At 70.6% G+C, this 12009-nt stretch carries 12 protein-coding genes; 8 read left to right on the top strand and 4 right to left on the bottom strand.

Features of this window, described 5'->3' with window-relative positions; genetic code table 11:
* Positions 1–127: 127 nt before the first annotated feature.
* Together VF330_RS33965 and VF330_RS33960 are read left to right on the top strand one after the other, a co-directional pair.
* The gene (locus VF330_RS33965) at positions 128–1789 is read left to right on the top strand and encodes a DEAD/DEAH box helicase (RefSeq protein ID WP_330855810.1); all 1662 of its coding nucleotides are present in this window, start codon (positions 128–130) and stop codon (positions 1787–1789) included.
* 5 nt (positions 1790–1794) lie between these two features.
* A complete protein-coding gene (locus VF330_RS33960; protein ID WP_330855809.1) occupies positions 1795–2049 on the top strand; it encodes a hypothetical protein in 255 nt (84 codons plus the stop codon).
* Positions 2050–2052: 3 nt separating this feature from the next.
* Here the strand turns inward: VF330_RS33960 and VF330_RS33955 are convergent, their stop codons facing one another.
* The 4 genes from VF330_RS33955 to VF330_RS33940 form a co-directional block, all read right to left on the bottom strand.
* Positions 2053–2796 (bottom strand): methyltransferase domain-containing protein, encoded by a 744-nt coding sequence (locus VF330_RS33955; protein ID WP_330855858.1) that lies wholly within the window; start codon positions 2794–2796, stop codon positions 2053–2055.
* Between the two features lie 184 nt (positions 2797–2980).
* Positions 2981–3376 (bottom strand): VOC family protein, encoded by a 396-nt coding sequence (locus VF330_RS33950; RefSeq protein ID WP_330855808.1) that lies wholly within the window; start codon positions 3374–3376, stop codon positions 2981–2983.
* A 16-nt stretch (positions 3377–3392) separates the two neighbouring features.
* Positions 3393–4172 carry an AraC family transcriptional regulator gene (locus tag VF330_RS33945; protein ID WP_330855807.1) on the bottom strand — a complete coding sequence of 260 codons (780 nt, stop codon included), beginning with the start codon at positions 4170–4172 and terminating at the stop codon, positions 3393–3395.
* Between the two features lie 10 nt (positions 4173–4182).
* On the bottom strand, positions 4183–5157 hold the full coding sequence (locus VF330_RS33940; protein WP_330855806.1) for an ROK family transcriptional regulator: 975 nt from the start codon (positions 5155–5157) through the stop codon (positions 4183–4185).
* A gap of 38 nt (positions 5158–5195) precedes the next feature.
* Here VF330_RS33940 and VF330_RS33935 point away from each other — a divergent pair, with 38 nt between their 5' ends.
* The 6 genes from VF330_RS33935 (at position 5196) to VF330_RS33910 (ending at position 12009) form a co-directional block, all read left to right on the top strand.
* Positions 5196–6200: a Gfo/Idh/MocA family protein gene (locus VF330_RS33935; RefSeq protein WP_330855805.1), complete on the top strand. Its 1005-nt coding sequence runs from the start codon at positions 5196–5198 to the stop codon at positions 6198–6200.
* A complete protein-coding gene (locus tag VF330_RS33930; protein ID WP_330855804.1) occupies positions 6197–6667 on the top strand; it encodes a heme-degrading domain-containing protein in 471 nt (156 codons plus the stop codon). Before VF330_RS33935 ends, VF330_RS33930 begins: the two co-directional genes overlap by 4 nt.
* Before the next feature lie 405 nt (positions 6668–7072).
* Positions 7073–8479: a family 2B encapsulin nanocompartment shell protein gene (locus VF330_RS33925; RefSeq protein WP_330855803.1), complete on the top strand. Its 1407-nt coding sequence runs from the start codon at positions 7073–7075 to the stop codon at positions 8477–8479.
* A gap of 5 nt (positions 8480–8484) precedes the next feature.
* Positions 8485–9567, top strand: a complete 1083-nt coding sequence (locus VF330_RS33920; RefSeq protein WP_330855802.1) for a terpene synthase family protein — start codon at positions 8485–8487, stop codon at positions 9565–9567.
* Positions 9560–10573: a terpene synthase family protein gene (locus VF330_RS33915; protein ID WP_330855801.1), complete on the top strand. Its 1014-nt coding sequence runs from the start codon at positions 9560–9562 to the stop codon at positions 10571–10573. Before VF330_RS33920 ends, VF330_RS33915 begins: the two co-directional genes overlap by 8 nt.
* Positions 10574–10608: 35 nt before the next feature.
* Positions 10609–12009, top strand: coding sequence for a family 2B encapsulin nanocompartment shell protein (locus VF330_RS33910; protein ID WP_330855800.1), 1401 nt, complete (start codon positions 10609–10611; stop codon positions 12007–12009).

The raw sequence follows: 12009 nt of genomic DNA, 5'->3' as shown, positions 1-12009 counted from the left end.
CTCACGGCGCGTTACACGACGTCCGGCGCTTTCACCCGTCCGCCCGATAGACACGGATCGCCCGCGAGAGGGCCGTGTACGTGGTCTGGGTGAGTGGCATGTCGGGCGGTGGGGGAAGATGTTCGCCATGACCACCGCCGACAACGGTTTCGCCGACCTGGGGCTGCGGCCCGACATCCTCAACGCACTCACCACGCTGGGCTACGAGGAGCCGACGCCGATCCAGAGCGAAGCGATTCCGCCGCTGCTCGCGGGCAACGACCTGCTCGGGCAGGCCGCCACGGGCACGGGCAAGACGGCGGCGTTCGCCCTGCCGCTGCTCGAACGCATCGCCGACCGGATCGGCAAGGGCGAGAAGCCCCTCGCGCTCGTGCTCGCCCCCACCCGCGAACTGGCGGTGCAGGTGTCGGAGGCGGTGCACCGCTACGGCCGGCACATGGGCACGCGGGTGCTCCCGATCTACGGCGGCCAGCCGATCGGGCGCCAGCTGCGCGAGCTGTCCCGCGGCGTCGACGTGGTGGTCGCCACCCCGGGCCGCGCGATCGACCACCTCCAGCGCGGCACGTTGCAGCTCGGCGACCTGAGGGTCGTCGTGCTCGACGAGGCCGACGAGATGCTCGACATGGGCTTCGCGGAGGACATCGACGCGATCCTCACCGAGACCCCGGCCGAACGGCAGACCGTGCTGTTCTCGGCCACGATGCCGCCGCGCATCGACCGCATGGCCAAGAGCCACCTGCGCACCCCCGTGCTCATCCAGATCGAGCGCGAGAAGACCGAGCCCGGTGAGGCGCCGCGCGTCCGGCAGACCGCGTACCTGGTGCGCCGCGAGCACAAGCCGGCCGCGCTCGGCCGCGTGCTCGACGTCGAGGCGCCGACCGCCGCCGTCGTCTTCTGCCGCACGCGCGACGAGGTCGACCAGCTCACCGAGACGCTCAACGGCCGCGGCTACCGCGCCGAGTCGCTGCACGGCGGCATCAGCCAGGAGCAGCGCGACCGCGTGATGTCCCGCCTGCGCGGCGGCACGGCGGACCTGCTGGTGGCGACCGACGTCGCCGCGCGCGGTCTCGACATCGAGCAGCTCACGCACGTCGTCAACTACAACGTGCCGTCCGCCCCCGAGGCGTACACGCACCGCATCGGCCGCGTCGGCCGCGCAGGCCGCGAGGGCGTCGCGATCACGCTGGTCGAGCCGCGCGAGAACTCGATGCTCAAGACGATCGAGCGCGTCACCAAGACCAAGATCCCGATGGAGAAGGTCCCCACCGTCGCCGACCTGCGCGCGCGGCAGCTGGAGCTGACCCGCTCGTCGCTGCACGAGTCGCTGATGGAGGACGACCTGTCGCGGTTCCGCGTCGTCGTCGAGACGCTGGCCGACGAGTTCGACGTCATGGACATCGCGCTGGCCGCCGTCAAGCTCGCCCACGAGGCCTCCGGTGCCGCCGCCGACGAGGAGGAGATCCCGGAGGTGCGCCCGCGCGAGGACCGTCCGCGCCGCGACGGTGCCCCGGCGGGTCCCCGTCGCGAGCGCCGCGGCCCGTCCGAGGGCATGACGAGGCTGTTCCTGGGCGCGGGCCGGTCGTCCGGCATCCGCCCGCAGGACATCGTCGGCGCGATCACCGGTGAGACGAGCCTGAAGGGCCGCGACATCGGCGCGATCGAGATCGCCGACCGGTTCTCGCTGGTGGAGGTGCCCGGTCCGGCCGCGAACGACGTGATCGAGCAGCTGCGCGACGCCACGATCAAGGGCAAGCGCGTCACCATCCGCCGCGAACGTCAGCCGCGTTGACGCCGATGAGCTTCCAGTACTTCGCCTGGCTGTCCGAGGACAAGGAGTCCGTCGAGGACGCGCGCGAGATCGCCAGGATTTGGACGCGTCCCGACGGGCACACCGTCCAGGAGCGGTACACGGCCGAGTCGGGCTGGATCGGGACGCAGCTGGTCGACGACGTCCAGGACCTGCGCAAGCAGGGCTGGCTGAAGACGATCACCCAGCAGGACGTCGACCTGTACAAGGTGATCCTGGCCCGGCGGCTCCACCGCAACTGACCGTCACGGCTTCCCGGCCTCCACCAGGAACCTGGTCGAGGTGCAGACGAACTCACCGTGCTCCTGGATGTGCTCGTGCATGTCCAGGAGCCGGTCCCGGTACCGCTCGACGGTGAAGCCGGGCACGGTCCACAACACCTTGCGCAGGAAGTGCACGACGGCACCGACGTCGAAGAACGCCACCTTCAGCGCCGCGGGTTCGAGCCGCAGCACCTCCAGCCCGGCCGCCTCGGCCTCCGCCCGTGCCCGCTCCGTGCTGCGCGCGCCGCCCACCGGCTGCGGGCCCATCATGAACTCCGTCAGCTCTCGGTTCGTGCCCTCGCCGATCTGCTGCGAGAAGTAGGTCCCGCCGGGCTTGAGCACCCGCGCGACCTCGTCCCACGGCGTCACGACGGGGTGCCGGCTGATCACCAGATCGAACATCGAGTCGTGGAACGGCAGCGGCCCCTCGTCCGGCACCCGCACGACGAGCGCGTCCGGCAGGTTCCGCACCGCCACGGCGGCGTTGGGCGGCCACGACTCGGTGACCGCGAGCAGCGGCGGCTTGACCGGCGCGGACGCCGTCACCTCTCCGCCGCCGGTCTGCAGGTCCAGAGCGGACTCCACGGCCGCGAGCTTCCCCGCGATCAGCGACGCGTAGCCCCACGGCGGGCGTTCCTCGGTGGCCCTGCCCTCGAACCAGGAGAAGTCCCAGCCCTCCAGCGGCACCGCGGCCCCCTCGGCCACCAGTTCCTCGAAAGTCCCCATGGCCACGGATCGCACCACAGGCGGCACCGGGCGGCCACCGAAAATGACGGCACCCGCCCGGTTCGCGAGACGCCGCGTCCAGTCCGTCTCGCGCTCGACGGGCGGGTGCCGCCGGTGATCACAACGAACGAGTCACCGCCCGGTTACGCCGAAGCGACCAAGCGGTGGCGCCGTTCGGCCGAAGTCATGCCCCGCGGTAGGTCCCGAAGCTCCACCGGTTGCCCTCCGGGTCGGCGACGGTGAAGCCGCGCGACCCGTAGTCCTCGTCGCGCAGCCCGCGGACCTCGACGGCACCCCGGGCCAGCGCCCGCGCGTGGATCTCGTCCGGCCGGTCGGTCACCACGTAGACGGACCCGGCGCCGGCCCCGGTCGCCTCGACCTCGCCGACGGAGCGGACGACGGACCCCAGCATCACGCCGCCGCCCTCCGGCCAGACCAGTTCGCAGTGCACGACCTCGCCGTCGGCCTCACCGGGCACGACGAGGTGTTCGGAGAAGCCGAAGGCCTCGACCAGGAAACGGATCGCGGCCGGGGCGTCCTGATAGGACAGGGTCGGCCAGCAGGTGGGTGCGGGAGTCATGCGACCACCTTGCGCCTCAGGAGCCCGCGCCGCCTTGTACGAATGGAAGCTCGGCCGCCATCCACTCGGTCGGGGTCGCCCCGCACAGCGCGCGCCAGTCGCGGTTGAAGTGCGCCTGGTCGGTGTAGCCGCACGCGGCGGCCACCTCGGTCAGCGCCGGGCGCCGCTCGCCGCGCAGCATCCGGTTTGCCCGCTCGAACCTCATCACCCTGGCCGCGACCTTCGGCGTCAGCCCGTACTCCGCCGCGAACCGCGCGCTCAGGTGCTGGCGGGACCACCCGACCTCGGCGGCGATCTCGCCCACCGGCACCCCGGCCGCGAGCCGTTGCCACGCCCACGCCACCTCGGCCTGCTGCCGGACCGGCCGCACCAGACGGCCCAGCACGAGGTCCATCAACGCGAACCGGTCGGTCCACGTCGCGGCTTCCCGCAACCGCTCCCGCAGCTCACCGGCGGGCGCGTCGAGCGCGTCCAGCCCCACCGTCACGCCGGAGAGCTGACCGGCGGGCATGCCGAAGAACGCGCGCATCCCCAGTGGCGTGAGGTCGCACTGGACGCCGTGCTGGAACCCGTCGTGCGTGATGATCACGGCCTCGTCGTGCAGGCCGCCGCACAGCGCGGCGAACCGGCCATCGGCGAGGTCGACGGTGCCGTCCAGCGTCACGACGAGCGTGAGCGACCGCGACGGCAGGCCGCGGTGGATGCCGGGCTCGGTCCGCATCCGATACCCGGAGTACCGCGTCACGAACGGTCTCAGCCGCGGGTGGGGCAGACCGACGACGTGCTCGACGTCCACACCGCCGATGCTAGAACAGCTCTCCCAGGACCAGCAGCCCCGCGCCCACCGGCACCAGGTCCGGCCCCGCCGACGTGACGCTCACGGGCACGTCCGGCATCGCCCGCAGGTACAGCTCCGGCGACTCCAGCACCTTCCGTCCACTGAGGACGATCTGGCCGACGTCCAGCAGCTGCACCAGGTTCGTCACCGCGACGGCCAGCACCCGCGCCGCCTCCGCCCCGGTGGCCGCCGCGTGCACCGCCTCGACGCACCCGCGCCGTCCGCACACGCACAGCGGGCCGTCGAGCTGGATCGTCATGTGCCCGAACTCCCCGGCGCCCGACCGCACTCCCCGGTGGACCTCTCCCCCGAGCAGCAGCCCGGCGCCCAGGCCCGTACCGACGAACACCAGCGCGGCGTCCTCCAGCGGGCGGCGCCACGCCTCGGCGAGCACGGCGGCGTTGGTGTCCTTGTCGACCACGACCGGGAGCCCGAGCCGTTCCTCCGCCAGCGCCCGCAACGGCACCGCGCTCCAGCCGGGCAGGCCGTTCGGGGACACGACGCCCGCGGGGAAGTCGAGCGGGCCGGCGATCGCGATGCCGAGCCCGAGCACCTTCTCCCCGGCCGGCACCAGCGGTTCCAGCTCGGCCAGCACGTCGTCCGGGGTGAACATCGGCGCGAGCGGCACGACGGTGGACGACACCACCTCCCCGGTCAGGTCGAGCTCGACGACGCGCAGCTCGTCGCGGTCGACGTAGGCCCCGTAGGCGCAGGCACCGCCCGGGGCGAGCTGCAGCGCCATCCGCGGTTTGCCGCGGCCCCCGTCCCGCACCGCGCCGGTCTCCTCGACCAGGCCCGCGGCCATGAGCCTGGCCACGATCTTCGACACGGCCTGCGGCGTCAGCCCGGCCTCCGCCGCGATGGAAGCCCTGCTCAGCGCACCGGAGCGGACCAGTCGCAGGACCGTCCGGTCGTTGTGCGAGCGCAGTGAGGTGAGGTCCACCCTCGCAATTATTCAACAGCGTTGTTTTAATCGGAAGCATGAGAGTCGGACTTCTGGGCTACGGCATCGCGGGACGGGTCTTCCACGCCCCGCTCATCGCCTCCACAGCGGCCATGGACCTCGTCGCGATCGTGACGGCGAACCCGGAGCGGCGGGCGCAGGCCCGTGCCGAGCACCCGGACGCGGCGATCGTCACCGCGGACGAGCTGTTCGCCCTGGACCTCGACCTGGTCGTCGTCGCCACGCCGAACCGCACGCACGTCGAGCACGCGAAGCGGGCGATCGCCAAGGGCGTCGCGGTGGTCGTCGACAAGCCGTTCGCGCCGACCTCCGCCGAGGCCGAGGAGCTGGTGGCCGCGGCGGAGGCCGCCGGGGTGCTGCTCACGGTGTTCCAGAACCGGCGCTGGGACAGCGACTTCCTCACCGTCCGCGAGGTCCTCGGCAAGCTCGGCGAGGTCCGGCGGTTCGAGTCCCGGTTCGAGCGCTGGATCCCGGAGATCTGGGACAACTGGCGCGAGCTCGGCGACCCGCGGGAGGCCGGCGGCCTGCTGTACGACCTCGGCGCGCACCTCGTCGACCAGGCGCTCCAGCTCTTCGGTCCGGTCAGGACCGTCTACGCCGAGCTCGACCGGCGCCGGCCGGGCGCACAGGTCGACGACGACGTGTTCGTGGCGCTGACGCACGCGAACGGCGTCCGTTCCCACCTGTGGGCCAACGCGCACGCGGCGAACCACGGACCCCGGTTCCGCGTGCTCGGCAGCGAGGGCGCGTTCGAGGTCGACGGCCTCGACGGGCAGGAGGACGCGCTCGCCGCGGGCCACCGCCCCACCGGCTACGGCTGGGGCCACGAGGACCGCACCGGCCGGCTCGGCGTCCTCGGCGACACGACCGAGATCGCCGTCGAACCCGGCGCCTACCAGAACTTCTACGCCGAGCTGCGGGCCGGGCGCGTGCCCGTCGACCCCGCCGGTGCCGTCGACGCCCTGCGCGTCATCGAGGCCGCGTTCACGTCCGCACGCGAGAACAGGGTGGTGGAGCTGTGAGTCCGACCAGCGAGGAGCTGCTCGCCCAGGAACGGCGGCTCCAGTTCACGCGCTTCGGCAACGACGTCGCGATCGAGCTCGGCCTGCACCTGCTCGACGCCGCCCGCGCACAGGGCCTGCCGATCGCGATCTCCGTGCGGCGCAACGGGCACCGGCTCTTCCACGCGTCGCTGCCCGGCACCTCGCCGGACAACGACAGCTGGCTCGAGCGCAAGGCCCGCGTCGTCGAACGGTTCGGCCACAGCTCGTTCTACGTCGGCACCACGTTCCGAGAGAAGGGCGGCGCGTTCGAGGACGAGACCCACCTCGACCCGGCGCTGTACGCGGCGCACGGCGGCGTCTTCCCCGTGATCCTCTGCGGCACCGGCCCGGTCGGCACCGTCGGCGTCTCGGGCCTGCCCCAGGCCGACGACCACGAGTTCGTCGTCACCCAGCTCGAGTCTTTCCTGGACTCCCGCGAAGCGTAATAGCACGAATAGGCGTCGGCACAAAATCCGGACGTCGCCCCCGCACGACACGGCGGGCAATGCGGCAGTTTTCGCGCACACCACTTCGAGTGGATTCAAGTCCACTCGAAGTGGTGCCGTATAGCACCGATGCACACTCTCCAATTTCGCACCAAAGAGTGATCTTACTGGGCCAAACGAGTGGCCTATTCTCGAATTCAGTGAATAGTGCACGATCACTCACCTGGGAGCCCGAGGGCGGGCGACTACGGCAGAAGTTGCACGCTAAGTAGCAGCAAGAGGCGTAAACCACCCACCCGAATGTCGCCTTCTTGGCCCCTTCACAGTTCTCAATTGCGCGAACTAACGTCCATTCCGGCTCGTCGGATTGGTCCATTAGCGCATTGAGACAGGTAGGTGTGGGTTGTGACCGTGACGGATTCTGACCTCAACGAGGGCCGTCAGCAGCTGAGCTTGGGTACGGCCGCCGCTCGTAATCTGGCCACGACCACGAAGTCCGTGCCCCAGATGCAGGGAATCACCTCGCGCTGGCTGCTCAAGGTGCTCCCCTGGGTCCAGGCCGCGGGTGGTGCGTACCGCGTCAACCGCCGCCTCACCTACACCCTGGGCGACGGCCGCGTCTCGTTCACGAACATCGGCGCCGAGGTCCGCGTCGTGCCGATGGAGCTCACCGAGCTGTCGCTGCTCAAGGGCTTCGACGACGAGGCCGTCCTCTCCGCGCTCGCCGGCCGCTTCACGCAGCGCGAGTACGGCATCGGCGACGTCATCGTCGAGAAGGGCCGCCCGAAGGACCAGGTCGTCCTCATCGCGCACGGCAAGGTCGACAAGGTCGGCACCGGCGAGTACGGCGGCGAGACCGTGCTCGGCAACCTGGCCGACGGCCAGTACTTCGGCGAGACCGTCCTCGCCGGGCCGCAGGGCGAGTGGGAGTACACCGCCAAGGCCGTCACGCCGGTCACCGTCCTCACGCTGTCCTGGGAGGACTTCCAGTCCCTCAACGGCGAGGCGGGCGGCCTGCGCGCGCACATCCAGCACACGCTCAACAGCCGCAACAAGCCGCAGGACGAGCACGGCGAGGCCGAGATCGACCTGGCCGCCGGCCACGACGGCGAGCCCGTGCTGCCCGGCACGTTCGTCGACTACGAGCTCACGCCGCGCGAGTACGAGCTGAGCGTCGCGCAGACCGTGCTCCAGGTCCACACCCGCGTCGCGGACCTCTACAACCACCCGATGGACCAGGTCGAGCAGCAGCTGCGGCTCACGATCGAGGCCCTGCGCGAACGCCAGGAGCACGAGATCGTCAACAACCGGTCGTTCGGCCTGCTGCACAACGCGGACCTCAAGCAGCGCATCCACACCCGCTCCGGCCCGCCCACCCCGGACGACTTCGACGAGCTGCTGTCGATCGTGTGGAAGGACCCCGGCTACTTCGTCGCCCACCCGCGCACGATCGCCGCGTTCGGCCGCGAGCTCAACAAGCGCGGTCTCTACCCGCAGCACATCGACTTCAACGGCCAGCAGGTGCCGGCGTGGCGCGGCATCCCCGTGCTGCCGTGCAACAAGATCCCGATCTCGGACACCCGCACGTCGTCGGTGATGCTGATCCGCACCGGCGAGCAGAACCAGGGCGTCATCGGCCTGCACCAGACCGGCATCCCCGACGAGTACCAGCCGGGCCTGTCGGTGCGGTTCATGGGCGTCAACGACCAGGCGATCATCAACTACCTGGTCAGCGCCTACTACTCGGCCGCCATCATGGTGCCGGACGCGATCGGCGTGCTGGAGCACGTCGAGCTCGGCCGCGAGGGCTAGGAGCCTTGTCCTCCTTCACCATGCCGGAGTTCTACGTGCCGCACCCGGCGCGGATGAACCCGCACCTCGACCGCGCCCGCGCCCACTCGACGCAGTGGGCGCGGGACATGGGGATGCTCGACACCGGGGTGTGGACCGAGGAGGTCCTCGCGGGCGACGACTACGGGTTCATGTGCGCGTGGACCCACCCGGACGCGCCCGCGGACGTCCTCGACCTCATCACCGACTGGTACGTCTGGGTCTTCTACTTCGACGACGAGTTCTTCGCGGAGTTCAAGCAGACCAAGGACGTGGCGGGGGCCAAGGCCTACCTCGACCGGCTGCCGGCGTTCATGCCTCTCAACGGCACGGACCCGTGGCCGGAGCCGCAGAACCCGACCGAACGCGGTCTCGTCGACCTGTGGCAGCGGACGATCCCGCTGATGTCGCAGGACTGGCGGCGCCGGTTCACCACGAGCACCCACAACCTGCTGCTCGAGTGCATGTGGGAGGTCAAGAACATCGAGAGCGGCACGGTCGCCAACCCGATCGAGTACATCGAGATGCGCCGCAAGGTCGGCGGCGCGCCCTGGTCGGCGAACCTGGTGGAGCTGTCCGAGGCCGCGGAGGTGCCCGCGTCCGTCGCGGGCACCCGCCCGCTGCGGGTCCTCTCCGACACGTTCTCCGACGCGATCCACCTGCGCAACGACATCTTCTCGTACGAGCGGGAGGTGCTGCGGGAGGGCGAGAACTCCAACGGGGTGCTCGTGTTCGAGAAGTTCTTCGGCCACGACACGCAGACCGCGGTCGAGGCCGTGAACAGGCTGCTGACCTCGCGCCTGCACCAGTTCGAGAACACCGTGTTCACCGAGCTGCCGCAGCTGTTCGCCCACACCGCGCTCGGCCCGCAGGAGCAGGCGCGCGTGCTCAAGTACGTCAAGGGGCTCCAGGACTGGCAGTCCGGCGGGCACGAGTGGCACCTGCACGCCGGCCGCTACACCAAGGTCGAGGGCGGCGGGACGGGCAACAGCGCCTTCTTCCGCACGATCCTGCGCGGGCCGACCGGCCTGGGCACGTCCGCGGCCTGGCCGGGGGTGGCCCGTGGTTGAGATCCCCGCCTTCGACATGCCCTTCGCCGCACGGCTCTCCCCGCACGTCGACCGCGTCCGGCAGCACAGCAGGCAGTGGGCGCGGGACATGGGCATGCTCGACGGGCAGCTCTGGACCGAGGAGTACTACGACCAGTCGGACTTCGGGTCGTTCACCCCGCTGGCCCACCCGGCGCTCGGCCTGGACGCGCTGGTCCGGATCAGCGACATGCACGTGTGGGCCTGGTACGTGGCGGACCTCTTCTACGACGGGTTCTTCCGCAGCCGCGACCTCGCCGGTGCCAAGGCGTTCGTCGCCCGCCTGAAATCCATTGTGGACAACCCCTCCCCGGCCACGTGGACCGTCGTCGAGCGGGGTCTCGCGGATCTGCTCACGCGGGCCCCGCTCGACGCGCGGGACAAGGCGTCGCTGTTCGACTACTTCGACTCCCTGCTGTGGGAGGTGCACTGCAACGCCCTGGGCAGGGTGCCCGACCCCGTCGACTTCGTCGAGATGCGGCGGCACACCGTGGCCGCCGACCTGTCCGCACGGCTCGCCGCCGGTCCGTTGGCGGACCGGCTGCCGCCGGACCTGATGGCGAACTCCACGATGCGCGCCCTGGTCGACGCGTTCGCCGACATCACGAGCCTGAAGGCGGACGTCTTCGGCTACGACAGGTTCGGCCCGGACACCGGCATCGTCACCAACGCGGTGCAGGTCGTGCGGACCTTCTTCGACTGCGAGCTGCAGCAGGCGGTGGACATGGTCGCCGACCTGGTCAACGCCCGCATGCGCCAGTTCGCGACGTCGGTGGAGCACGACCTGCCGTACCTCGCCGACCAGTACGGGCTCGACTCCTCGCAACGGACCGCGCTCAAGGCGTACGCCGAGACGCTGAAGTCGTGGCTGGCCGGAGAGCTGCTGTGGACGCAGCGCACCGGCCGGTACAAGCCCTACCCGATGCCGTCGCCGGCTTCGTTCCGACGTCCCACCGGACTGGGCACCTCCGCCGCACTGGTCCGCTAGTTCCCTCCCGTTGAACAAGATTGGCAGGATTCGCAGTGACTGTTACCGATCCGGGCCTTGGGGTCGAGGACCAGCAGCTGAGCCTCTCGCGGGCCGCCGCGCGCAACCTCTCGACGACCACCAAGTCCGCACCGCAGATGCAGGGGATCTCGCCCCGCTGGCTGCTGCGATCACTGCCGTGGGTCGAGGCCAAGGGTGGCGCGTTCCGGGTGAACCGGCGGCTCAGCTACGCGATCGGTGACGGCCGCGTCACGTTCACCAGCGTCGGGTCCGAGGTGCGGATCGTGCCGCAGGAGCTGGCGGAGTTCGTGCTGCTGCGCGGGTTCGAGGACGAGGCGGCCCTGACGGCCGTGGCGAACCGCTTCGAGCAGCGCGAGTACCAGCCCGGTGAGGTGATCGCGGAGCGCGGCGCGTCCGTCGACGAGATCATCGTCATCGCGCACGGCAAGGTCACCAAGACCGGCCGCGGCGAGTACGGCGACGACGTGGCGCTGGGCACGATCGCGGACGGCGAGTACCTCGGCGACGAGCCGGTGCTGTCCGGCACCGACAAGCAGTGGAGCTTCACCGCCCGCGCGGTGACCCCGACCACCGCCGTCGTGCTGACGCGCGCCGCGTTCCGCCAGCTCAACAGCCAGATCGGGCCGTTGCACGACCACATCGCGCAGCAGCTGGCGAACCCGACGAACGCGGCCAACAAGCACGGCGAGGCCGAGATCGACATCGCCTCCGGCCACGACGGCGAGCCGGCGCTGCCCGGCACGTTCGTCGACTACGAGCTGCGGCCGCGCGAGTACGAGCTCTCGGTGGCGCAGACGATCCTGCGCGTCCACACGCGCGTCGCCGACCTCTACAGCCAGCCGATGGACCAGGTCGAGCACCAGCTGCGGCTCACGATCGAGGCCCTGCGCGAACGCCAGGAGCACGAGCTCGTCAACAACAAGGAGTTCGGCCTCATCGCGAACGCCGACCTCAAGCAGCGGATCAGCACGCACTCCGGCCCGGTCACGCCGGACGACATGGACGAGCTGATCTCCCGGCGCCGCAACACCAAGCTCATCCTCGCCCACCCCAGGGCGATCGCCGCGTTCGGCCGCCAGCTCAACTCGCGCGGGCTCTACTCCCCGACCACCGAGGTCGAGGGCCGGCAGCTGCAGACGTGGCGCGGCATCCCGATCGCGCCGTGCGACAAGATCCCGGTCAGCAAGAACGGCACGACGTCGATCCTCGCGATGCGCCTGGGCGAGGAGAAGCAGGGCGTCATCGGCCTGCGCCAGACCGGCATCCCCGACGAGTACGAGCCCGGCCTCAACGTGCGGTTCATGGGCATCGACGAGCACGCGGTGCTCAAGTACCTGGTGTCGACGTACTACTCGGCCGCGATCCTCGTTCCCGACGCCCTCGGCGTGCTGGAGAACGTCGAGGTCGGTCTCTGA

Origin of the sequence: Lentzea sp. (assembly GCF_036380075.1) — a bacterium.
Classification (GTDB): Bacteria; Actinomycetota; Actinomycetes; order Mycobacteriales; family Pseudonocardiaceae; genus Lentzea.
Note: the sequence above shows the minus strand (reverse complement) of the source record. Positions and strands in the feature narration are given on the sequence as shown.

Coding starts and splice junctions, on each gene's coding strand:
- VF330_RS33955 (WP_330855858.1), bottom strand. CDS start 2,796: ATGGGGACTTTCGAGGAACTGGTGGCCGAGGGGGCCGCGGTGCCGCTG.
- VF330_RS33965 (WP_330855810.1), top strand. CDS start 128: ATGACCACCGCCGACAACGGTTTCGCCGACCTGGGGCTGCGGCCCGAC.
- VF330_RS33950 (WP_330855808.1), bottom strand. CDS start 3,376: ATGACTCCCGCACCCACCTGCTGGCCGACCCTGTCCTATCAGGACGCC.
- VF330_RS33935 (WP_330855805.1), top strand. CDS start 5,196: ATGAGAGTCGGACTTCTGGGCTACGGCATCGCGGGACGGGTCTTCCAC.
- VF330_RS33960 (WP_330855809.1), top strand. CDS start 1,795: ATGAGCTTCCAGTACTTCGCCTGGCTGTCCGAGGACAAGGAGTCCGTC.